Annotated in this window: 24 protein-coding genes; 4 read left to right on the forward strand and 20 right to left on the reverse strand. The window is 57.1% G+C overall.

The genetic code is table 11. The features are described from left to right. Positions 1–64: 64 nt before the first annotated feature. A complete protein-coding gene (locus tag HIJ39_RS14260) occupies positions 65–226 on the forward strand; it encodes a hypothetical protein (RefSeq protein ID WP_169100846.1) in 162 nt (53 codons plus the stop codon). A 34-nt stretch (positions 227–260) separates the two neighbouring features. On the opposite strand, the gene HIJ39_RS14265 is transcribed toward HIJ39_RS14260, so the two are convergent. From HIJ39_RS14265 to HIJ39_RS14285, 5 genes are all read right to left on the reverse strand, one after another. Continuing rightward, complete coding sequence (locus HIJ39_RS14265) at positions 261–785, reverse strand: cupredoxin domain-containing protein (RefSeq protein WP_243239700.1); 525 nt, start codon at positions 783–785, stop codon at positions 261–263. Between the two features lie 100 nt (positions 786–885). After that, positions 886–1,806 (reverse strand): NAD(P)-dependent oxidoreductase, encoded by a 921-nt coding sequence (locus tag HIJ39_RS14270; protein WP_338055184.1) that lies wholly within the window; start codon positions 1,804–1,806, stop codon positions 886–888. Between the two features lie 148 nt (positions 1,807–1,954). Then, a complete protein-coding gene (locus HIJ39_RS14275) occupies positions 1,955–2,215 on the reverse strand; it encodes a spore coat protein (protein WP_169100850.1) in 261 nt (86 codons plus the stop codon). A gap of 25 nt (positions 2,216–2,240) precedes the next feature. Continuing rightward, complete coding sequence (locus HIJ39_RS14280; RefSeq protein ID WP_169100852.1) at positions 2,241–2,435, reverse strand: hypothetical protein; 195 nt, start codon at positions 2,433–2,435, stop codon at positions 2,241–2,243. A gap of 102 nt (positions 2,436–2,537) precedes the next feature. Next, positions 2,538–2,984 (reverse strand): DMT family transporter, encoded by a 447-nt coding sequence (locus HIJ39_RS14285; protein WP_338055185.1) that lies wholly within the window; start codon positions 2,982–2,984, stop codon positions 2,538–2,540. Between the two features lie 415 nt (positions 2,985–3,399). Between HIJ39_RS14285 and HIJ39_RS14290 the strand changes: the two genes are divergently transcribed. After that, positions 3,400–3,540 carry a DUF3096 domain-containing protein gene (locus HIJ39_RS14290; RefSeq protein WP_169100854.1) on the forward strand — a complete coding sequence of 47 codons (141 nt, stop codon included), beginning with the start codon at positions 3,400–3,402 and terminating at the stop codon, positions 3,538–3,540. A 121-nt stretch (positions 3,541–3,661) separates the two neighbouring features. On the opposite strand, the gene HIJ39_RS14295 is transcribed toward HIJ39_RS14290, so the two are convergent. From HIJ39_RS14295 to HIJ39_RS14325, 7 genes are all read right to left on the reverse strand, one after another. Next, complete coding sequence (locus HIJ39_RS14295) at positions 3,662–4,132, reverse strand: hypothetical protein (protein WP_169100856.1); 471 nt, start codon at positions 4,130–4,132, stop codon at positions 3,662–3,664. A gap of 151 nt (positions 4,133–4,283) precedes the next feature. Then, complete coding sequence (locus tag HIJ39_RS14300; protein ID WP_169100858.1) at positions 4,284–6,110, reverse strand: ABC transporter ATP-binding protein; 1,827 nt, start codon at positions 6,108–6,110, stop codon at positions 4,284–4,286. After that, a complete protein-coding gene (locus HIJ39_RS14305) occupies positions 6,103–7,851 on the reverse strand; it encodes an ABC transporter ATP-binding protein (protein WP_169100860.1) in 1,749 nt (582 codons plus the stop codon). The genes HIJ39_RS14300 and HIJ39_RS14305 overlap by 8 nt, the downstream gene beginning before the upstream one ends. 275 nt (positions 7,852–8,126) lie before the next feature. Beyond that, the gene (locus HIJ39_RS14310) at positions 8,127–8,717 is read right to left on the reverse strand and encodes a class I SAM-dependent methyltransferase (RefSeq protein ID WP_243239702.1); all 591 of its coding nucleotides are present in this window, start codon (positions 8,715–8,717) and stop codon (positions 8,127–8,129) included. 282 nt (positions 8,718–8,999) lie between these two features. Continuing rightward, on the reverse strand, positions 9,000–9,590 hold the full coding sequence (locus HIJ39_RS14315; protein ID WP_169100862.1) for a hypothetical protein: 591 nt from the start codon (positions 9,588–9,590) through the stop codon (positions 9,000–9,002). Between the two features lie 339 nt (positions 9,591–9,929). Further along, positions 9,930–11,216 (reverse strand): MFS transporter, encoded by a 1,287-nt coding sequence (locus HIJ39_RS14320; protein ID WP_169100864.1) that lies wholly within the window; start codon positions 11,214–11,216, stop codon positions 9,930–9,932. A gap of 233 nt (positions 11,217–11,449) precedes the next feature. Next, positions 11,450–11,851: an HIT family protein gene (locus HIJ39_RS14325; protein WP_169100866.1), complete on the reverse strand. Its 402-nt coding sequence runs from the start codon at positions 11,849–11,851 to the stop codon at positions 11,450–11,452. A 230-nt stretch (positions 11,852–12,081) separates the two neighbouring features. Between HIJ39_RS14325 and HIJ39_RS14330 the strand changes: the two genes are divergently transcribed. Next, positions 12,082–12,750: a ZIP family metal transporter gene (locus HIJ39_RS14330; RefSeq protein WP_169100868.1), complete on the forward strand. Its 669-nt coding sequence runs from the start codon at positions 12,082–12,084 to the stop codon at positions 12,748–12,750. Between the two features lie 129 nt (positions 12,751–12,879). Here HIJ39_RS14330 and HIJ39_RS14335 read toward each other — a convergent pair whose 3' ends face one another. The 6 genes from HIJ39_RS14335 to HIJ39_RS14360 form a co-directional block, all read right to left on the reverse strand. Then, complete coding sequence (locus tag HIJ39_RS14335; RefSeq protein ID WP_169100870.1) at positions 12,880–14,043, reverse strand: acyl-CoA dehydrogenase family protein; 1,164 nt, start codon at positions 14,041–14,043, stop codon at positions 12,880–12,882. A gap of 3 nt (positions 14,044–14,046) precedes the next feature. Beyond that, positions 14,047–14,826, reverse strand: a complete 780-nt coding sequence (locus tag HIJ39_RS14340; protein WP_169100872.1) for an enoyl-CoA hydratase/isomerase family protein — start codon at positions 14,824–14,826, stop codon at positions 14,047–14,049. Position 14,827: 1 nt separating this feature from the next. Continuing rightward, positions 14,828–15,865 carry a phosphotransferase family protein gene (locus HIJ39_RS14345; RefSeq protein WP_169100892.1) on the reverse strand — a complete coding sequence of 346 codons (1,038 nt, stop codon included), beginning with the start codon at positions 15,863–15,865 and terminating at the stop codon, positions 14,828–14,830. Positions 15,866–15,885: 20 nt separating this feature from the next. Beyond that, entirely contained in the window at positions 15,886–17,484 is a 1,599-nt protein-coding gene (locus HIJ39_RS14350) for a long-chain-fatty-acid--CoA ligase (RefSeq protein WP_169100874.1), read from the reverse strand. A gap of 82 nt (positions 17,485–17,566) precedes the next feature. Further along, positions 17,567–18,337: a glucose 1-dehydrogenase gene (locus tag HIJ39_RS14355; RefSeq protein ID WP_169100876.1), complete on the reverse strand. Its 771-nt coding sequence runs from the start codon at positions 18,335–18,337 to the stop codon at positions 17,567–17,569. Positions 18,338–18,359: 22 nt separating this feature from the next. Beyond that, the gene (locus HIJ39_RS14360) at positions 18,360–19,571 is read right to left on the reverse strand and encodes an acyl-CoA dehydrogenase family protein (RefSeq protein WP_169100878.1); all 1,212 of its coding nucleotides are present in this window, start codon (positions 19,569–19,571) and stop codon (positions 18,360–18,362) included. A 372-nt stretch (positions 19,572–19,943) separates the two neighbouring features. Here HIJ39_RS14360 and HIJ39_RS14365 point away from each other — a divergent pair, with 372 nt between their 5' ends. Then, a complete protein-coding gene (locus tag HIJ39_RS14365) occupies positions 19,944–21,122 on the forward strand; it encodes a cytochrome P450 (RefSeq protein WP_169100880.1) in 1,179 nt (392 codons plus the stop codon). Positions 21,123–21,169: 47 nt separating this feature from the next. Here the strand turns inward: HIJ39_RS14365 and HIJ39_RS14370 are convergent, their stop codons facing one another. Both HIJ39_RS14370 and HIJ39_RS14375 read right to left on the reverse strand, forming a co-directional pair. Further along, positions 21,170–22,141, reverse strand: coding sequence for an aldo/keto reductase (locus HIJ39_RS14370; protein ID WP_169100882.1), 972 nt, complete (start codon positions 22,139–22,141; stop codon positions 21,170–21,172). A 15-nt stretch (positions 22,142–22,156) separates the two neighbouring features. Next, complete coding sequence (locus HIJ39_RS14375) at positions 22,157–23,176, reverse strand: lipoate--protein ligase (protein WP_169100884.1); 1,020 nt, start codon at positions 23,174–23,176, stop codon at positions 22,157–22,159. Positions 23,177–23,385 lie beyond the last annotated feature (209 nt).

Genomic DNA, 23,385 nt, shown 5'->3' on the forward strand with positions numbered 1-23,385 from the left:
TTACCCTCATCATACTCCCCGTGCCGACGCCCTTTTTTCATGTGTGTGAGTGCCCTGCAGGGGCATGCGTGTCTCCTATGAGAATCCGAGCCGTGTGGCCACGCTGGAGTTGAGCGACTTTTATTTGGGTCGGCAGCGATATGCGGGCGTCGCGATCGAGGTCGATGATCCTCAAACCTTCGCAGAAGCGGTGCGGAACCGTCTCAATCCAACCCCGCAAAGCTAAGGAGCGGCCTGTACCGCTCCTTAGCCCTGAAGTGCTATTGGGTAATCATCGCCGGGGCTCCCGATGGCACCACTTTAAATGTTTCCCAAATGTTGCTTGTCGGGGTCGTGTTGGTAGTTGTGCCATTGAGATAGTCAGCAATGGTATAGGTTCCGGTATGTGATGCCGTAAACGTATATGTTTGCGACTGACCCGGGACCAACCCAGCGGCGGCGTTCAGATTGACATCGGAATTAAACGGATCGCCCGAGTTGTTAAAAGCCAACTGCAAATCCTGTTGGTAAATGCCAAAAGTTTCGGGCATAGGACCGTTGTTGACCACATCCAAATGCACCCGTGATCCCACCGGTACGGTGATGGTGAGGTGCCCGGCTGGAGCACCGTCCACCACATTTTCCGCCAGGTCGTTGTTGAACGAGCTCACCAACTTAATATCCACATTGCTCGAGTTCGGCTGAACATGGATGTATTGCGATGCCTGAGCCGCTTGAATGCCGCACCCGGCGACCAAGAATGCCACCGCAACAGGGGCCAGCATGAAAGCCTTCCTGCGTTTCAAACGTCACCCTCCTCACTCACGGAGACCAATAGTTACCATGGAATTTTAATCCTAACCACAGTTTATCATCATGTAGTTACTCCGGATCAAGAGAATGACATCATTTGTCGCTAATCGCTTGCCCAAGTGGATGCGCCAAGGCTTCCCCGACTCCCGCCATATCCCAATGGCGAGACTGTTCCTGTTGACTGGCTTGGCGGAACAGGGTCAACAGCGCGGAAACACCCGGCAGATCCCAACCGCTCTGCGTAGCCAAGTTTGTCATCAGGTCCAAGTCCTTGGCCAACAGCTCGATGGGAAATTCCGCTTGATCATAGTGTTTCGACTGCCACCGCTGCCCCTTTCCCTTGATGACGGGAGCCGCCACCGAGCTTTGGGCTAATAGAGCGAGCGCCTTGTCTCGGGATATGTGCTCGGCATCCAGTACCGGAAGACACTCCGATACCGCATCCATGTAATAAGCCAGGACTGTATTCACGACTAACTTCATGACCAGGGCTTGGCGCGGCGTCCCCACCACGTGGAGCGTGCCAAAGCGTTCCAACACCGGTCGGACCTTGGCTATGTTCTCGTCGGAACCACCTACCAGCACGGTAAGCGTTCCCTGCTGGGCCGGGCCCAGCGTTCCCACGACCGGCGCCGCCACAAAGGTAGCCCCCTGCGAAGCGGCCAATGCGTGAAAGGAGTCTGCCGCTTGCGGTGCCCCGGTCGTCATGTCCACCCAAACCTGGCCGGGACGCAATCCACTGAAGAGCCCCCGGTCGCCCACCGAGCGCACTGCCTCCTGATCACGAAGCATCGTGATCACCACATCCGCGTCCCGCACTCCATCGCTCAAATTGGTCGGCACACTGTAGCCTTTTTCTTTGAACTCCTGCACAATTCCCGAGCTGCGGTTCCATACCGCGGTGTCATCCGCATTCAACCGGGTCGCCATCCGGCGGCCCATTTGCCCCAATCCTACAAATAAAATCTTCATCCTCAAGGCCTCCTTGCGCATGATTCTACCGCTTCGCGCCATCCGTTTTATGGTACAAAAGAATGACCGCGCGCGCCAACGAGACTGCCTTAGCTGGCCCCATCGGTCAGACCGAGTGCTTTGTTAGAAAGTATTAGGATAGCGCCGTGGACGCTAAGTCATGGGGCTTACGAAACCGGCTGAGGCGTAATTACAGCCTGCTGACGGGTTCCACGTAAAATTGGCGGACGAAATCCCGATCCGCGGCGTCGGCGCTGGGAGACGGCAGAGCCCATCCTTTCTTTAAAGCCAATTGCAGGAGCGCGGACTGACTTTTTTCGTTTTGGTCGACCCATTGAATCAGGCGTTGACGAAGGACTGCGTTCGAGGTCTGGTAACAGGCTCGAAGCATTTCGAGCCCCCCATGCGTTAACGTCTCCAGCAGGTCATCGGTGATTTCTCGATCGGTCAACACGGTCACCCCCGTTTTCGCCTTCCTACCCATCCAGCAACGCGTACAACTGACGTACCCTCTGCAGGGCAGCTTTCCTTTCACCGTGCAACCAGGCTTTTAAATCCGTATCCTGGCAGATGTCCCCGTACATGGTTAACTTGTCCGCTTCCAGCAACGCAGAACTCAGCAACTGTCGAATCGCTTCAAGTTCTGCCTGAGTCAGGGGCTGTTGTGTCAATGGACGCCTCCTTGTTCCGAGCTGTTCCTCCGGGTGGGATCCACCCGATATCCCATAGAATCTGTTAGGCGACACGATGAGCCCAGCCGTGGACCATGACGGTTACCGCGATTGCAACACCAAATAGGCGCCTCCCACCAACAAGACCACACCAGCACCCTTGAGCCAGCTAAAGCTCACCTGAGGCAATCCCAGAACGCCAAAGTGATCAAGCAGGGCTGCCGTGAGGACTTGCGCGAAGATAATGGCGGTGGTCGCGGGAGCCGCACTGGTTTTGGCAATGGAGAGCGACACGCCGTAGATAATTCCCACGGCGAGAATTCCCCCCAATGAAGCGTACCAAGGAACGGCGGGGTACCGGGCGAAATTCCCGCTGCCTAATCCTAGGAGGACAAGCGCCCCCGAGAGAACCAATCCTAGCAAATTGACGATCAAGGACGTCTCGAAAATGCCGATCGCTTTGCTGAGCATAGCATTCATCGCTCCTTGCACGGCCATCAGCATTCCGGCCATCGCCCCCAACCCGAGCGCGAAAACATTCCAATTCACTTTGAAGCGCCTCCCGGAAGGCGAAATTTGACTGCGTTAGCATCCCACCGACAGGCAATCTGAATACACCGGGCCTGGTGCCGACGCGACAGACACATCCACCAGCAATGCAGAAGCGTCGGTCTAATCAGCTTCCGACGCCAAAAGGCATGCGCCTTCGGACGATGCCCGAGTTCTGCGGCACTTTTGCTTACGCGGAGGGATGGTAAACCAAAAGGGGGCACCCTGCGGAAGACGGACCGGAAAACCGACGCGATCTGTCAAATCCATCCAATCTCGGCCGCCGCGTCTCGCACCGCGTGGGAATTTCCTGAATTAGCAGCCTTAAGATTCCCATGTGACCCTCACGACGGTCACAAAAATGAGAGGGACGACGAATAAGATAAAGGGACCCCAGTTAAGGAGGTGCGTCAGAATGGTGACAACAGCCTTTCTCCGCATACCCGCTGCCATGGCGCTTATCGCCGGGCTATTAATCTTGTGGCGTCCCCAACTGCTCAATTACATCGTCGCCATCTACCTGGTTGCGATTGGGATTTTGGGCCTCGTCCACTGATGACATCTAGTGCGTGCTGCAGCGTCTCCCCTGCCGCCGTCGAGGCCGGTCGCAGCGGAGACGTTGCTCTTTTAGGGACTCAGCGGCCGTCACGATAGACGGATGAGAGAGACCGCCGGCGTTAGCTCAGCCAACCCGCAATCACCCAACTCACCTTCCACCACCATGGTTCCCATAATGCCCGACCGGCGAACGATGCAGGCACTGCTAGCGCTAGCCAATCGAGTCGAATTTGGTGCGTGCCAATCCACGGCAGGGTCAGGAAAGACACCAACGACCAGCCCATCGCACGGCGACTGGCATGAGCGGCTTGGGAGACGGACCGTCTTAAGCCGATTCTTCCCTCGTAGGTTGCTTCCGTTAATGATGGTGCAACGCGCGCCACGGCCGCAGCCCCGGCTAAACCGGCCGCCACATAGTCTCGGGACAGCGGGGGGAAGTGGCTTCCCCACACAATCACGGCTAGCGCCCAGGCGATGCTCGACCATGGCCAATTGAAGAAGAAAAAGAGGGCACGGCGGGCACGACTGGTCGAACCGCCAGGGATTTGGGCATCCAAGTCCGGAACGGCAAACCCAGTCCAAATTGCCAAATGTCGAATCCACGGTCCGGTAGCGACGCCAATCACCCCATTTGCCCATGATTTTCCATCCTTGGGATATGGTATGTTGGGCACGTGCGCGGTGTGAGACAACCGCCAGGGCAAAAAAATCCCCGGATTCTCCAACCCGGGGAATGCAGTCTCAGGCGTTTCGTTCGACTAATTCCGTTGGGGCAGACCTGTTGACCAGATCGGCGTAATATCCTCCCAGATGCATCAGTTGCTCGTGATTTCCCTGCTCAATGATGCGCCCATGGTCCATGACATAAATCAAGTCCGCTTGTCGAATGGTGGACAGTCGATGGGCAATCACCAAAGTGGTGCGTCCGGCGGCGATACGGGTCAGTCCCGCCTGCAAGGTCATTTCGGTGGCCGAGTCAAGACTGGCGGTGGCCTCATCCAGAATAAGAATTTTCGGTTGAAGTGCCAACGCGCGGGCAAAGGCCAGCAGTTGGCGCTGACCCAGCGACAAATTCGCCCCCTTGGCCCGAATTCGGGCCTCATATCCCCCGGGCAGCTCGCGAATGAATTCGTCGGCCCCCGCAACGATGGCGGCCTCGCGCACCGCTTCGTCCGTAATGTCGGGCCGAAACAGGCGGATATTGTCGGCCACCGTACCCGAAAACAAGTTGACTTCCTGCTGGACGATGGCCATCACCCGGTGCAAATCCTGCTGCCGGAAGGAACGCACGTCGATCCCATCCACCGTGATGCGGCCCTGCTGAATATCATAAAAACGAGTCAAAAGCCCCATCAATGTGCTCTTCCCAGCTCCCGTCTCCCCAACAAACCCCACAAATGACCGCGGGGGGATGGAAAAACTGATGTCTTTAATCACCGGTTTGTCTGGGTCATATCCGAAGGTCACCTGATCAAACGCCACCTGGCCCTCAACATCCATAGGCCCACCCGCGGACACATGGTCCACCGTGACCGGATTGGGGGGATCCTCAATTTCCGGCTTGGTCAAAAGCACGCCGCCAATTCGCTCGGCCGAAATCATGGATGTTTGCAAGGTGTTCCAGTTTTGAGTGAGCGAATTGATCGGGTTAAAGAACTGTTGGATGTAGGAGATAAAAGCGTAAAGCACACCCACCTGAATGGTTCGGTGCAGCACCGCTTCTCCGCCAATCCACATCATCATCGCCACCGACAAATTGCCCAAGATGCTAAAGGTGCGGTTAAACATCACCGACCACTTGTACTCGTTGATGTTCCCTTCCGTGTAGCGGCGATTAAATCCGGTATGCTGGTCAAACTGCTTTTTCTGTTGATGGAAAATCTGAGTGATGCGCATGCCGCCCAAGTTCTCCGCGGTGAAGCCGATAAGCCGCGAGTAGCGGCTTCGGGTGTAGCGATAATTGTCGCGGAGCTTCTTTCGAAACAGGGCGGAAATGAGGACAATCACGGGAATGACGATAAAGCTTACGAGTGCAATCTTCCAGTCCAAGAGCAACATCGCCCCCATGACAAACAGCAGGGTGGCGCCGTCTTGAATCAAGCTCAGCAAGAAACTGGTGAAAAATTGGCTAACTTGGTTCGTGTCGCTCGAAACATTGGTGATGAGGCGGCCAGTCTCATGCGTGTCAAAAAACCGTACCGAGAGCGATTCAATATGGGTAAAGAGATCGACGCGGATATTGCGCACGATGCGCTGCCCAATCCATTGCAGCTTCCGATTTTGGGTGAAGTTGGCGAACAGCCCGATGACCGTCACCACAAGATACATCAGGCCGATGGTGACAATCGAGCGAAAGGCCGGGTGCCTCACAATCAAATCCTTGTCGATGACAATCTTGACCAGCCACGGTTGCATGACCTGGGTCACAATGTAAACCAACACCAGGCCCACAACCACCAGAAACTCGCCCAGAAAAGGCCGCGCATAGCCTACCAGATGGCGCATGGCGGTGGCACTGTCGCTCATGCGCGCTTCGCGTTTTTCGTCCCAATCGTCTATTTTAGGCATGCGCTGGCTCACCTCCGGTCTGAATCTGGTACAGTTCGCGATATAACCCGGGCTGGCGAACCAAGTCCTCATGAATTCCGCTTTGCACGATTCGCCCTTTGTCCAAGACGATAATCCAGTCGGCATCACGCAAGGCCGACAAGCGATGCGCGGCAATGATGCAGGTCTTCTTGCCGCGCACCTGACGCAACACCCGCAAAATTTCACTTTCCGTTCGGGTGTCAACCGCAGACAGGCTGTCATCCAACATCAATATTTTGGCCTCACTCTTGATGAGAGCCCGCGCAATAGCGGTCCGCTGCCGCTGACCTCCGGACAGCATAATGCCCCGCTCGCCGATTTCCGTATCAATCCCGTCCGGCATCCCTTCAATGGTCTCCCAAATGCGCGATTGCCGGGCCGCCTCTTCCACATCCTCCGGCACTACCTGGGGCCTGGAAAAAGCGATATTGTGACCGATCGTGGTGGAGAACAGAAACCCATCTTGCGGCACATAGGCAATGAGTTCGCGCAGATCCTGAAGCCGCATATCGCGGATATCCACCCCGTCAAAAAACACGGTGCCGGCAGGGGGATCATAATCTCTCAAGATTAGGTTCAATAAGGTTGTCTTCCCCGCCCCCGTGCGGCCAACAATTCCGAGCGTTCTCCCCTCAGGAACGTCCACGCTGACATTCTGAAGGGTGGGATGCTCGCTGTTGGGATACTGAAAGGTCAACCGCTGAATTTTCAGCGCTCCCCGCCAGACATCCCGCACCACGGGTTCCGCCGGGTCCCTGATGTCCGGTTCTTCCGCTAGGAGGACTTGTAAACGCACAATTGATGCCGAGGCGTTTTGAAAGAGATTGATGACAATCCCAAACTGCATGAGCGGCTGCACCAACATACTGAGATAGACCGTAAAGGCGACAAAGGAGCCCAAAGAAATCTGCCCGTGAATGACCAACCACCCACCGTAAACCAGGCCGACCGTAAACCCAATGCCGCTCAGCAGCGGGACCAGAGCCTGAAACAAGGTGTTGAGACGGACCAGATTCATCTGCCGGTCAACGATCGTCTGAGTCTTGTCCGCGAACCGCGCCACCTCGATCGGCTCGTTGGAGGCGGCCTTTATGAGACGAATGGCCTGAAAGCTTTCCTCGGCCAGCTCCGACATATCCGACAAGCCTTCTTGAACCAGCCGCGACCGCAGTCGCACTTGAGGCCGGATAATGGCGATGACGACGGGAATCAAAAGGAGCGGAACCAGGCTAAAAAGCGTGAGTTTCAGATCAATCGTCCGGATGGTCATATAGAGCGTGGCAATAAATAAAAAAACTGCCTGACTGATTTGATTCAGCCCCATCGACAGCGCCTGACGGACGGCGGTGACGTCGTTTAACGAGTGGTTCAGCAAGTCGCCTACGCTATGCTGCTGGAAATACCGCGAACTTAAGGTCTCCCAATGGGAAAACAAGTGTTGGCGCATTTCGTATTCCCAGGTTCGCCCGAGGCGCCCAACCTGGGTTTGGCCAAATCCAAAGAAAATGACATAACCGGCCGCCACCACGGCCAATTCTAGTGCGAATCCTAAAATAATATGCTCGGTCGATCCCCCGAGCTTTAATCGATTAATAAATTTTCCCAGGATATGCGGGATGCGCACTTGAAAAAATTGCGCCATCCCGATAGCCAGCACGGCCGCCAAATATCCCCATTTGCGTTCTAGGATGAATGCGCGAATTAGTTGTGTTGGACTCAATATGTCACCTCAAAGGGGCGATCGCAGACGCGCGATCGCCATTCGTACGTTTCGTCTTTTTCTATCTTATCATAACGTTAAGGAACTTAATGACTTATTGCCCCGTCACCCCCGTTGAACCCAAACCACTCACGGGGCACAGCGACCCGGGGCATAGACCAGCATGGTCGCGTTGAGCCAGCGAGTGGCACCCGCGACGATGACCTATGCGGCTTGTTTCGGGAAGAAGCCCCGGAAATCTCGTGTCCTCGCCCATTCCGGAACCGGCCGGTGTCTCAATCTTTCTGAAAGATTAATCCCCACGTGACGGGACCCGGCTCAAACCGGCGCACCAATCGGAATCCGGTCGTGAGGGCCTCTTTCTCCAGGACCTCTGCACTGACCCGGCGATGCAACGGCGGCCCAAACGGTGTGGGGACGATTTTCCAGTCCACGGCCACCCAGAATCCCCCTGGCTTCAGAATTCGCATGGTTTCCGCCATGGCTCGTACTCTATCTCCCATATGCAGGGCGACCGTATGCCAGACAACCCCATCCACGTCGTCCCCGGGCAAGGGAATGGCCTCGGCAAAAGCGCGGACGGCCTGCAACTGAGACACTCCGTGCGTGAGCGCCTTTTCAGACAACGCCTGCACCGCTTCAGCGCTAGGATCGATGGCCCAAACGTGACCAGACGGACCTACCGCCTCGGCCAACGGCCACGACAGCCACCCCAAGCCGGCCCCGACATCCGCGATAGTTTGGCCCGGACGCGGTGCCAACGCCTCGATGACCGGCGCCTTGGGCATCCACTCCCCGCGATTGTTGTCTAAAATCCTCGACAACTGCTCCCCTGTCCAGACATGCGAGCGTTCTTCATATCCCAATGCTCATCGCTCCTTGTCACCTCACCCGCTATCCATTACGACGAATAACCCCGCCTAAATATCACGACGGCTGTCTAAGACATCCGTCGCTAATGCTTCCAGTGTACGACCAACTTTATCCGGGTGGGCTTTGGTGTCACCGAAACGACGTCTCGGATCGGCGAAGAGAGTGTGGCGGGGGGAAACCAACGCCCCCACGGCTTGCGCTCCAAACATCAAGCGCAGTCAATGCATCAGAGCCCATGACTGCGTCCAAAACTGCCTATTAGAAGACCAACCCCGTCAAGACGAGTATGTCTCCATGGAGGCTGTAATTTGGATGGCCGCATTGATGGGATCGGTGGCGGTGTTGTGGACGTCCACGAAGTATTCATCCACGCCCTTTTGCCATTGCATATTCACCCGCAAGCCCCCTGAACCCCCGAGATTCACAAACAACGCGCCTTCGGTTTGGGGAACGGGCAGGGATACCCCTTTGAAGTCTGCGACCACCTCTTTGGCGACGGCGGTGGGAACGGTCCCGCCCGAATAGTTGGTCACGGTAATGTGCCATTGTGATTGGGTCCATGAAATGGATGCTGCGTTCTCGGACGCCGAGCTCATGCGGTACTGCGTGACTGTTGCGGTCAAATGCCGCCCCAGCGCAATATGCCCCGCGCTCTGGCCCGTTCCCAGCTTATCGGGATTGGTTGCCGCAGCTAGCGCGGCCGCCGAGGACGTGGAATACTGGGTCGCGCCAAAGCTGGCTAAGGGGCTGACGCCGGATGCCAACTGCACCACGTAACCGGGGTGCGGCTTGGTGATTACCGATGTCTTGGCGTTCGACACGGCAAAGGAGGATTGGGCATCCTGTGGCAGGATGGTCGGGGCCATGAGCGGAGGCTCACCCTGGGTGGGAATGCGGTGCATTGCTTTATTCAGGACGCTTGGGAATGCGGAGCCGCTCCCTGATGACGTGCTTGCCGTTGGGGATGGGACGGGAGACGATGCTTGACTCGGATAGTTCTGCGTTCCGCACCCGGCCAAGAGGCCGCCTATGACGCTGCAGACGGCGATACATGCGAATCGTGGTGTCTGGTTCATAAAAACTCCTCCTGTGGCTCGTACATCCTGAGACCACGAAAGATTGTCCGATCAAGGAAGTGCGGCCCTTATACTAACACATCCACAAGGGATTGCGGGTGCGGCGAAACGGCAACGAGGCCTGAAGCCTCATAAGGTGGAAACTTCCGCGGCATGAGTGGAGGGCGCTCCGAACCACCCGCCCGCGACGTATCCGACGCCACCCATCGCCATCATTCCCGTCATGACGGCAAAGAGAATGCGCGGATCGGCCGTTGAAAACAACATGCCGCCCAACAGAGGTCCAGCCATGCGGCCTAGCGATCCGGCCGTCGCAACCACGCCTTGCACCAGCCCGCGGCGCGAAGGATCCGACCATTGCTCGGCAGCAGCCGGCGCACCCGGAAGCACCAGCATTTCACCCAGCGTGGCCAGCACCATGCCTATTAAGTACGCCGGATAGGTGTGAAAGAGGGTTAGCGTCCCGAATGCTGCCACGAAGAGAACCGTCCCGCAGATGAGCTGGGTTCTGACTCGCGGCATCAGCAGAAGAGCCTTGGCGAGCAGGGGCTGCGCGCCTAAAATTAACAGCGTGTTCAGCGTCCAAAGCGAGCTGTACAAAATGAGCGGAAGCCCTTCAGCCTGCATAAAATTGGGTACCGTGGTCTCCCATTGATCGTAGGCCAACCATTGCAGGGCCAGGGCCCCAGCCAACACAAAAATGGGCCAGCCTACGGCTCGCAGTATCAAAGTCCGGCCTAATGCGCGGTTCGCCGGGGACGGCTTGCGGTGCGGTGCGCGAGTCCAATGATCTCCGCGGTAGGCCAGGTAAATAAGGATCCAAATCCCGGCGGTGACGAGGCCGGCGATGCCGAAAGTGACCCGAAAACTGAGCGATGCTAAGAGGCCGCCTAGCGACGAGCCAATGGCCACGCCGGCATTAATGGCAACATAGACCGCATTAAACGCGGTGCGTCCTCCCGCCGGCCATATGTCTACCGACAATGCATTGAAGATGGGATTGGACGCGCTCATACAAAAGCCAACAATCATAACGCCCACGGTGAACGTCCAAAACCCCGGAAAGACAGCCATGACGATTAAGGTGACGGCCGATAGCCCTATCGACCACAACATGGGAACGCGGGCTCCCCGAGCATCGTACATGACACCTCCGATCAGGGACCCCACAGCACTCATGCCCGCTTGCGCCATCATGACCACACCGACCACGGTCATCGGCTGGCCAAGGCCGTGGTGCAGGTACAAGGCCATTAAGGGCCATAGAAAGGCCATCCCCATGCTGGAGACCGCAGCGCCCGCTAGAAGAAGCGGAAAATCGGGGCCAAAAGGCTGGGCAGCGCCTCGGGATCCACTAAGCATGCCGGCCATCGCCCCCAAAACCTTTTGGCCGGTATCACGAATATCCGTCGCCAATCTCTCCCCTGCGCGACTTCCTGTCAAACCGTGCTCTGAGCGAGCCTAAAAGCAATCCCACCGATTATATGTCATCCGAGGCAAGCCTCGGACTGCAACATGCCCCACCGGCCGAATGACCAACCCGTTGCAAGGGATTATCAGCCCCGGCAAATATCATCACTCGGCTAGATTGCAACGAGTCGGCCTTGATTCCGTGACACTCCCCCATTCCATCCTTGAAGGCGGGGGATTCACCGTGGATTCCTTCTGTTGTCCTCCTGCTTCAGCCAATGACGGATCCCCTTCCCCGCATACGGTTCGTCCGCGTATCGGGGTATCACATGACAGTGAGCATGGGGAATTTCTTGGTTGGATACACGTCCGACATTCCAGCCCAGGGTATATCCATCAGGGCCATAGCGCCCGCCTAAGTATACGCGGGCTTCAAGCAGCAGCGCCCGTACACCCAACCATTCATCCTCCGTCAAATCAAACGTCGTGGGGCGATGCGCCTTCGGAACAATGACGCCGCTGCCTTGCAAAATGTCTTGGTGATGATCATGCTGCAGAAAATAGCAGGTCTCATTCTCCAACACGATGTGTTGGTCAGGGTCTTGATGCGGGTAACAGAAGGGACACCCCGTTTCCGGCATAGCTGGCCTCCTAATCCTTTTCCAAGGACGTCATTTTCCCTGCTTGCGCGCGCCAACAATTCCGTCCCCCGGTTCCGCTGCGTCGCAGGGTTAATCTTAGCCGCTCCTCTCCAAGCCTGTCCACGCCACTTCCAGTGGAGAGCTCAAATCTTGCGCCGATATACCTCTCGACGAGAAGTGGTGTCCCGCTAGGGGCTGGCATAGGGATAGACAAGACCACCCTTGGGGGAATGGATACGATGATCCTGGCCATTAGCTTTCTTTCGGGCCTCTCCACGCCGCTAGGAGCCCTTCTCGTCTTAGGTTTTCGCTCCCTGGCGCCGCGGATCCTCAGCTTTATTCTCGGTCTGGCGAGCGGCGTCATGGTCACCGTGGTCGTCACCGAATTGGCGCCAACGAGCTTCCAGACGGGAGGACTTTCGGCGTTGGTTCTAGGTTGCGGATCGGGAATTGCCGCCATGTCCCTCTTAACTGACTTATGGAAGCCGGGAAACTCCTTTCCATCCCGACTCCGACGCACCGGCCATTCGATCGCGTTAGCCATTTCGGTGCACGACTTGCCGGAGGGCATGGCCATCGGCGCAGGCCATGCTGTACATGCCAAGCTGGGTCTCATCATGGCCTTGGCCATCGCGTTGCACAACATGCCCGAAGGCATGAGCATTGCCGCTCCACTAGCGATGGGTGGTGTCGCACGGCGTAAAATTCTTGGCCTGACCGGACTCATCAGCCTGATTACACCGCTCGGAACGCTTATACCGCTGGTTCTGGGCAACCTCTCCCACACAATCAGCGCCGTCATTCTCGCGTTTGCTGCCGGGGCCATGATTTATGTAGTCGCCCAAGACACGCCGGCAAGGGAACGGCCATCATTGGCCTCCTCGCGGGCGCGGTATTGATGGGAAGTCTAGCTTCTCTGTAAATGCCAGGTTGTCGCCTAAAGAGGGAAAGGCAACGGATTTACGCGACGCCAGTTCCATGGCCCCGGAGACTCGGGGGGCAGGTGGCAACCGAGCACCGGTCGGAAACTAGAACTCACCTAATCGCACGTGGCCTTTAATCAGGTTTCGGGCAATGATGTAGCGTTGGATTTCATCAGTCCCATCAAAGATGCGAAATAGCCGCATCTCCCGATACCAGCGCTCGATGGGCAAATCCTTGGTATATCCCATGCCTCCATGAATCTGCAATACCCGATCCACCACGCGATTGGCCATGTTGGCGCCGTAGAGTTTGGCAAGCGAGGCCTGATGCCGGTTGTCCAGCCCTTGGTCTTGCATCCAAGCCGCTCGGTAGGTGATCCACCGGGTCGCCTCAATCTCGACCGCCGAGTCGGCAATCATCCATTGAATCGCCTGCCGATTGGCCAAAGGCTCTCCGAAGGTGACGCGGGTGCGGCTGTATTCCAAGGCCATTTCCAGCAAACGCTCCGCCGAACCAACGGCGCGCGCAGGAATCGCCCAGCGGGCCGCGCCAATCCAGCGCATGGCGAGTTCAAAGCCTTTGCCCTGTTCCCCAAGGATATTCTCTTCCGGCACCCGAACCTGGTCAAAGACGAGCGCCCCCGGATTCCAATCGCCCATGGTCGGAATGAGGGTCGAACGCCAGCCCATGTCGCGATCCACTAAGAAGCAGGTAATCCCGCCATGTGGCCCTTTTTCCTTGTCAGTCACCGCAAACACCATGGCGAAGTCGGCCTCATTGCCATTAGTGATGAAAATCTTCTCGCCATTGATGATCCACTCGCGCCCGTCTTTGACGGCGGTGGTGCGAATGCTCCCGGCATCCGACCCCGCGCCCGGCTCCGTCAGCGCAAAACAGGATCGACGCTGGCCCTCGATGGTAGGGATGAGATAGCGTTCCGCCTGCTCTGGATTGCAGGCATACAAAATATTATCCGCCGATCCTCCAAACGTGAAGGGGACAAAGGTCCGGCCCAACTCCTCATACGTGATGGCTAACGCCAATGCTCCAAGGTTGGCTCCGCCATAACGTTCGGGGGTGTTGATGCCCCAAAATCCTATGGCGCGTCCTTTTTCCCTAAGTTCTTGCAACATTTGGGAGGAAAGGCCCGGCTTTCCTTCCCGTTCATTCAACAGCACCTGGGGTTCCAGCGGCATAATCTCCCGTCGCACAAACTCCCGCACCGTCGACCGCATGAGACGTTCTTCGGCGCTTAAACTAAAGTCCATCCCTTAAACCTCTCTTTCGTGGAAAACCGGTCGACGCTTTTCCTTAAACGCCTGCACGCCTTCGCGATGGTCGGCACTCGACGCCAACAGCATCTGGGTCAATCGCTCGCGCTCCAGCATCTCCTCAAGGCTCAGATGGGGCGCCAGATGAATGAGACGCTTGGTTTCCCTAAGAGCCAAGGCGGGAGCCTGCGCCAATTTCCCGGCTAGGGCAGTCGTGGCCTCCGACAGTTCATGGTCCGGTACTACCCGGTTGACAATGCCAAGCTCATGGGCACGAGCGGCCGTGATAGGCTCGGCCAAAAAGAAGATCTCCTTCGCCACGTGCGGTCCGACCAAGCGCGGCAGGAAATGAAGGCCCCCACCGTCCGAGATGAGTCCCACTTGGGCAAACGACATCGCAAAATGGGCCGTCTCGCTGGCGACAATTAAATCCGCGGCCAAGGCTAAGTTGAATCCGGCCCCTGCGGCATATCCATGCACCGCGGCGATGATGGGCTTAGGCAGTTGAATCATGGCCAGGATAACCTGATTGAGGAATCCAATATGCTGATACACATCCTGAGGCCGGGCTTCGCCCATTGCGTTCACATCCCCGCCGGCACTGAATGCCCGGCCCGAACCCTTGATCACCACCGCGCGAATGGCCGGCTCGCGAGAGGCCAAGGCGAGGCCATCCAGCAAACCCTCAAGCATGGCCTCAGAAAAGGCATTTAGCCTCTCCGGCCGATTTAATGCGAGCTCCAAAAGAGGTCCCTCGCGATGTTGCAGTAAATCCGCCATGCTATCCCTCCTTGCGTCGCGATTGGTCCATGGCGACCTCGAGCAATTGTCTGACCGCCACGTCAAAGTGGGCAAAACGCATGTCCTGAGTCTGGCCGCTGACGAAGCGATAATAAATTTGCTGCAAAATGACCGCCAACTTAAAATAGGCAAAGGTCAGATAGTACCCGAAATCGCGGATGGGACGTCCCGTGCGGCGTGCATAGGCCTCAATCCAGTCTCGGCGGCTATAGAATCCTGGGCGGGCGGTCAGCCCGTGCCCTGACAGCGCCTTTTGCAGAATCTCCGGATCGGTCGCCTCGGTCCAATAGCTCATCGCGACCGCTACATCGGCCATCGGCTCCCCGACTGTGGCCATCTCCCAGTCAAAAACCCCCGTCAAATCATCGAAGGTCGACGTGAACAACACGTTGTCGAGCTTGTAGTCATAGTGAATGACGGTTGCCTGGTCCGATTCTGGCAAGTGGTCGATAAGCCATCGCAACAAGGCATCCAATCCCGGCACCTCATCAGTCTTGGCACGCTGATAGCGGCCAATCCAACCCTCTACTTGGCGACTCATGAAGCCCTCCGGCTTTACCAAATTTTTCAGGGGTGTTTGGCGCCAATCAATCTGATGCAAATCCGCCAGTCGCTCCACCATCACCTGGGAAATGCGCGGGCCCATCGCGGGTTCGTAAGGGAACGCCCGATCGACCAGCACCCCGGAGCGCGCCTCCATGAGGAAGAAGGGGACCCCTAATGGGCTTTGGTCTTCTTCGGCGAGCGCATAAACCTCGGGTGCCCACCGAAACTCCGGATGAAGCGCGTAAAGGAACTGGTATTCCCGCTTCATGTCGTGCGCTCGTGGCGCGACCGGCCCGTTGGGTGGTCGGCGCAATACCACGCGCCGGGATGGCGCGCTCAAAAGGTAGGTGAGATTGGAATGGCCAGCCGCAAATTGTTCCACCGTCCACGGGCCCTCGCCGGGAAATACGATATTCAGAAAGGGCGCCAGTGCCGAAAGGTCTAGTTCCTCTCCCGGCCGCATGGGAATCATGTTGTTCACTGAGCGCCCCCCTATATCTCGTCGCGAACCACCCGGCGAAGAATTTTCCCCACCGCGCTCTTGGGGAGTTGCTCGCGGAACTCGATAATCTTAGGCCGCTTGTAGGCGGCGAGATTCGCATTCAGGTACTGGGTCAATGCTTCCACCGTTAACCCCGAATCTTTACGGGGCACCACCACGGCCCGAACCGTCTCCCCGCGGTAAGCGTCCGGGGCTCCCACCACCACGGCTTCCACGACGTCGGGATGCTGATACAGCACCTCTTCAACTTCCCGGGGATAGACGTTGTAGCCGCTGGCAATAATTAGATCCTTCAGGCGGTCCATGATCGCCACATAGCCCTCTTCATCATACGAGGCGACATCGCCCGTCCGGAGCCACCCGTCCGCCGTCAAGGTTTCGGCGGTCTCTGTCGGTCGGTTCCAATATCCCTGCATCACCTGTGGCCCGCGGATCCATAATTCCCCGAGCTCACCGGGCGCGACGTCACGACCACTCTCCGGATCCACCACCCGGCACTCAGTAGACGGCAAGGCAATCCCCACCGTGCCCGGCTTGCGCTTCCCCCAGAGCGGCGTGCTGTGGGTCACAGGCGACGCTTCAGAAAGTCCGTAGCCTTCCAAAATGACGGCGCCCGTCCGACTCTCAAAGCGGGCCATTAACTCGACCGGCATGGGGGCACTGCCGCTATTGCAGATGCGCACACTGGAAACGTCATACGCTTCCACGTCCGCCGCCTGCAAGAGGGCCACATACATGGTTGGCACGCCCGGAAACATCGTCACCCCGTGTTCTTTGATGGCGGTCAGCACGTCCTTGATGTCAAATCGGGGGAGCATCACAAGCTTGGCACCCAAGTATATGCCTAGATTCATGCAGACAGTCATTCCATACACATGAAACAAGGGAAGGACGGTGAGCATGACTTCCTCTCCGACAGTCATTCCCTGGTCCGAAATATAGTAGTTCTGCAAGACATTGGAGACCAAATTGCGGTGCGTCAACATGGCGCCCTTAGACCGTCCCGTGGTTCCCCCAGTATACTGCAAAGCAGCCACATCCTGATTGCTCCCATCGATCGGTGCAGGCTCTCCGGTCACTTGGGTCAGGACCTGGGAAAAGTCCTCGACCCCATCCATCGCTGCCGAGCCGGTTAACGATACCCCGATGACCATGCGGAGTGATGTATTGGCCCGTACAGCTGCAACCTTATCCAACACCCCGTCAAACGCGATGATGGCGCTGCTTTGAGAGTCAACCAGCAGAGCTTCAAGCTCCCGCGGAACCAAAAGCGGATTAATCTGCGTCACGATGCCGCCCGCCATCAAGGTGCCATAATAGGCGATGACAAACTGAGGGCAATTGGGAAGCATCAAGGCCACCCGTTCCCCTACTTTGATGCCCCGGTCTTGGAGTGCCCGCGCAAACCGGCGGGCATCCTGCCATAATTGATCATAGGTCCATTGTTTTCCATAGAAATAGATCGCTGGATTATCCGGATATCGATTTTTAGTGTTCTCGAGCAACTGTTCCACCCGCCATGGCGGCACCTCGATAGTGTACGGAATTTCCGGAGGATACAGTGCTCGGGACCGTTCTTCAATACCCATTGTTTTCGTCCCCTTCAACGGTCAAAATTTCTGACGACCCACTGCTGCCAAATCTTCATTCGGGCATGCCAAGCCCGATTTATTATGCGGATGCCCCACCGTCCACGACCACGATTGCCCCTGTCATATAGGCGGACGCCCGCGACGCAAGAAGTAGGGCAATGCCCTTAATGTCCTCCATGGTTCCAAAACGCTGAAGTGGTGTCCCTTGAAGCAGCCGGTCACCATGATGCTGGATGACACCTGCCGACATCTTGGTCGGGAAAAATCCGGGAGCGATGGCGTTAACTCGAATGTTCCAACGTGCCCACTTCCTGGCCAAGTCACGGGTCATGGCGACGATTGCCCCTTTGGACGCACTATAGCCGGCGGCGTCCAACACTTCCGGATCGCTGCCCGCCAAGCCCGCGATCGAAGCCATATTGATAATCCGGCCGCCACCCTGGTCCTTCATTATCCGCGCCGCGTACTGAGACATGAGGAAGGTGCCCTGCACATTCACCTCCATGACTTTCCGCCAGGCCTCAAGCGGCATTTCCAAAGATGGGGCTCCCCAACTAGCTCCACTGTTATTAATGAGGATGTCAATGCGTCCGAAGTGCTTCCGCACCCGATTCATTAAGGCCTCTACATCGTTCGGAGAACTGACATCCAGGGGTGCGGCCAACACCTCGATGCCTTGAGAGCGAAAAAATTCCGCCGTCTCCTCCACTTGCTCCAATTTGCGCGAAGCAATGACCAAGCGGGCGCCGGCCTCCCCGAGGGCTTCGGCCATAGCTCGGCCCAATCCGCGGCCGCCGCCTGTCACTACCGCAACCTCCCCCTTGACACTAAACAAATCCCAGACGTTCACCGTATCGCCCCTTCTCGCTGGTTCATGGCGTCCGATGTCCGGCTTCGAGCCGAGCCCGGGCTGCCTTTATTTCGCCGCGCGCTAGTTGATCCAGATGCACCTCATCGGGTCCATCCGCCAGGCGCAAAGTCCTAGCGTGCGCCCACATCTCTGCCAGAGGCGTGTCGGGTCCCACGCCGGCTCCCCCAAAAGCCTGAATGGCCCGGTCCAACACGGAGAGCGCCACGCGTGGAGCCACGACCTTAATCATGGCAATCTCGCGGCGGGCGACTTTGTTGCCGACGGTGTCCATCATCTCGGCCGCTTTGAGAGTCAATAGCCGGGCCTGTTCAATCTCAATTCGGGATAGCGCAATCCATTCCCTGATTACCCCATGGTCGGCCAACACCTGGCCAAACGTCCGACGCTCCAACGCACGCTCCACCATTAAGTCCAGAGCTCGCTCGGCCACGCCGATGAGCCGCATGGCGTGATGAATGCGGCCGGGACCCAACCGTCCTTGCGCAATCGCGAACCCCTTGCCTTCCCCCCAAATCATGGCGGACTTCGGCACCCGGACATGGTCATAGTGAATTTCCGCATGACCATGGGGCGCATCATCATAACCAAACACGGTCAGCGTGCGATCGATATGAACCCCCGGCGCATCCAACGGCACCAAAATCATGGATTGGCGTTCGTAGCGGGGACCATCGGGGTTGCTTACCCCCATCACAATGGCCACCTTGCAATCGGGATGACCGGCCCCGGTAGACCACCATTTGCGACCATTGACAATGTACGCATCGCCGTCGTCAATGATTTCCGTTCGAATGTTGGTCGCATCAGAGGAGGCTACGTCGGGTTCCGTCATCGAAAAACAGGATCGAATACGTCCTTCCAGAAGCGGTTTTAGCCATTGCTCTTGCTGCTCTGGCGTCCCATAGCGCACCAGCACCTCCATGTTTCCGGTATCCGGTGCATTGCAGTTGAAAACTTCGGGAGCCATCAGCGAACGACCCATAATGGCGCAGAGCGGCGCATATTGCCGGTTGGTCAGTCCCGGGCCAAAGGGGCTGTCCGGCAAAAACAGGTTCCAAAGCCCTTCTTCACGAGCTCTTTCTTTCAACTGCTCCATGATCGCTGGTGATTTCCAGCGGTCCTGGGCAACCTGTTGGGAATAGAGGGACTCATTCGGGTAAATGTAGCGTTCCATGAAGGCTTGCAGACGTTCTTGAAGAGTTTCCTGGTCCATGCAACACCTCTCCCATCTGGACTAGGTCGATGCTCTTTCATCATATAGCCAATGCTTGCAATACTCAATTATATTCTTAACTTTCATAGTCGGGAGAGCGCGATAATTGGGGCGTCGCATGTTGGGTCGGCAAGAACCGAACGACGAGCCGGGGCCGGCAGTGGGAGATTTCTACGGGCAGTGTCGCCGAAGCGGATTCCCAGCTGAATGCGGTAGACAGCACCTAAAAGTGAGAGCCGATAGCTCTGTGCAGCCCTCGGATATGCGCAACACGGATGATGCGTATGGCTACGGCGAACGCATAACTTCTATTTGCATCAAAGCCCTATTTCGCCCAAGATATTGGCGGAGTATATTTTGGGAGGCCACGCCATGGGACCGTTAGGCGCCGCAATTTGGCTTTCCCGACTGGGACTTCGCCAGTCGGAGTTGATGGAAAATCCCTACCCGATTTATCACACTTGGCGCGAGGAGCACCCGGTATGGGAAGTCGAGCCGGGACAGTGGATCTTGTTTCGCTATGAGGACACAAAGCGCGTCTTGACCGAGCCTGCGTTTGTCAAGGGGGAGCCTTGGACTGAATCGCCACCGCCGGAATACCCATATCTCCCCGATCTTTCACCCAGCATGCTGATGTCTAATCCGCCCGATCATACCCGACTGCGCGGATTGGTCAGCCAAGCATTTCAGCCTCGGCATCTCAAGCGACTGGAACCATTTATCACGAAACTGGCAGAGGACTTGGTCGAGCAGTTGGTCAGCCAGAGCGGCGGCAATTTGGTGGCGGATTTTGCGTTCCCGCTTCCAGCCTTTGTGATCGCTGAACTCTTGGGTGTTCCCCAGAGCGATCATGGCCGTTTTCGCGCCTGGTCGCAGCAAGTGGCCCGATTGCTTGACCCTTCTCAAACCCCCGAGGCTCGGCAACACGCGGCTGCCGCACGTTGGGAGCTGCTGGACTACTTTCACCATTTAATCGCAAAGAAGCGCCAGCAACCCGCCGATGATCTGCTAACCGAGCTTATACGGGCGGAATCGGAAGGCGACCGCTTGAGTCCGGGCGAGCTGCTCTCGATGGCACTGCTGCTGCTCGTGGCGGGGCACGAGACCACCACCAATCTTCTCTCCATGGGAACCTTGGCCCTGATTGAGCATTCCCAGCTCCCCGACGACTGGCACCTCGCCATTGAGGAGCTTTTACGCTACACCTCGCCCGTGCAATTGGACGCCCGTCTCACGGCGGGCCCTCTCACCATCGAGGAATTTGAAATTCCAGAAGGGTCCTGGCTGACTGTCGCTATCGGATCGGCTAATCATGATCCCGCAATTTTCGCGAATCCCGACAGTTTGAATCTAACCCGCTCCCCCAACCCCCACATGGCCTTCGGCCGCGGGATCCACTTTTGTCTGGGGGCAGGACTCGCCCGTATGGAGGCCGCCATTGCGTTCCCTATCCTCTGGCGCCAGCGCTGGACGTTGGAGGGCCAGCCATTATGGAACGAGAACATTGTCTTGCGAGGCCTGACGGCTCTTCCTGTGAAAGTGGGCGCCTAAAAAATCCCGGGGGCCGCCCAGGGCCCCCGGAATCTAAGCGCGAACCTTTAACGGAGGCGGTACCACCCAAATGGGTCGCCTTCCACGAAGGGCGCGCTCAGTTCATCCAAGCGTTGACGGAGGTCTGGACCAATGTGGACGTCCAGCGCCTTTAAGTTTGCCTGCACCTGTTCTGGGCGGCTGGCACCGACAATGGCCGACGACACCGCCGGACGGTCGATCAACCAGCGGATGGCGAGTGCCGCCGGATCCACGCCCGCCTCTTGCGCCAGATCATGAAATTGGTCAGCGGCCTGGCGAATTCGCGGCGTCAAGCGGTCCGAAAATCCGGGCTGCTTTTCCATGCGCGAACCGCTGGGCACCTGTCCGCCGCGGTACTTTCCCGTCAATATGCCCCCGGCAATCGGATAGTAGGCAACAAGGCCGATGCCGACCTGCAGTGCCAAGGGAATGAGTTCCCTCTCGGGGGTCCGATCGAGCAATGAGTAGGACGGTTGCAATCCCACGAACGGCTCCCATCCCTTGGCCTGTTGAATCCCAACGGCTGTCGCCAACTCGTAAGCCCGATAATTGGACGCGGCTATGTATCGTACCTTGCCTTGGCGGACAAAGTCATCCAATGTCCTGAGCGTCTCCTCCAAAGGAGTCTCCTCATCAAAGGTGTGCACGTAGAACAAGTCCACGTAGTCCGTGCCTAAACGCGACAAGCTTTGGTTCAACTGTTGGGTGAGATGGCGCCGCGAGGTCCCCCGGTTGTAGGGACCTTCCCCCTGGGGCAGCCCGGCTTTCGTGGCGACAACCGCCTGGTTTCGGCGGTCTTTAAGCGCCTCGCCAATGATGGCCTCAGACTTGCCACCCGTGTAGCCGTTGGCGGTATCAATCAAGGTCACCCCCGCATCCAGTGCAGCATGAATAATGCGGATCGAGGTGCTTTTGTCAGCCCGCCCTCCCAAGCTATTGGCACCCAACCCAATGACGGACACCTTCAAACCACTATTTCCTAGGTTGCGATATTCCATGCTACACCCCTTCTTTTACGCTTCTTGGACTGGCGTCATGTCCAGCAAAACTTTCAACAACTCCTCGCGGGTAATGCCTCCGAGGTACTGCTCGACAGGCAGCGCCTCCAGCGCCTGACTGATCGGAACGCGTTGAAACTCCACGCCTTTAAGCGCTTCAGTCAGCGGCTCAATATCATGATCACCCAGAAAGTCGCCATAGATCGTGATTGCCAGGATGCGGCCACTCTGCACATCCACCCGCACCTCCAACTCACCGCGGCTGAAACGCTCCCGACCGCGATAGTTGAAAGGTGGAGACTGGCCGAAGTTCCATTCCCACTGCCCGAACCGCTCACGCACGCGTTGTTCCACGGCTTGGCGGCGTTCTGGCGTCAGCACGAACTCGCCAGCGATCCCCCCATTATGGTGCCCGATTGTCTGAAGCAGGGTCGATCGAAATTCGTCAAAAGTCACCTCGGCCGGCAAGTAGGGCCGCACATTGGTAACTCGGCTGCGAACCGATTTGATGCCCTTGCTTTCAATCTTATCCTGCCGCACGTTTAAGATCCGCGGCACCACCTCCAGATCCTCGTCGAAAAGAATCGTACCGTGGTGCAACAACCGGGCGGGAGTCCGGTACTGAGCATTGCCCGAGAATTTCTGCCCCTCCAGCGTCAGGTCATTGCGCCCGGTCAACTCGGCCTTCGCCCCGAAGTGGGCCAGCGCTTCAATAACCGGCCGCGTAAACGATAGGTAGTCGTTGAAGGGCCGATTTTCGGTGGAGACCACCAAACTATAGTTCAGGTTGCCTAAATCATGATAGACTGCGCCGCCGCCCGACATGCGACGGACAATGGCAATGTCGTGCTCATCGGCATAATCCAAGTTAACCTCTTCGTACGTGTTTTGATAGCGCCCGATAATGACCGCAGGACGATTTTGCCACAGCATCACGTAGTCATTTTCAGGGGGCGCCTCGCGCACCAGCCAGGAATCCAGCGCCACATTGAAATACGGGTCCGTTGAATTGTTGTGGATAACGTAAAGTGCCACAGTTTTGCCCTCCTCGCATCATGGTAGCACCACTTTTGGCCGTAGATACTTTTCCCTAACATCACGCCCAGAATTTTTTCCGCAAAGTTTCGACCATCGCTCCGACAATATGTTAGGATTTTCAGTAATTTTAAGTCCCGCGGTTAAATGTCAAGATCCATTTTTCTCACGGGACAGCCGGGAAAAGCCAGGCTGAACTAAACCGTCCA

The sequence above is a fragment of the Sulfobacillus harzensis genome (assembly GCF_012933365.1).
Classification (GTDB): Bacteria; Bacillota; Sulfobacillia; order Sulfobacillales; family Sulfobacillaceae; genus Sulfobacillus_B; species Sulfobacillus_B harzensis.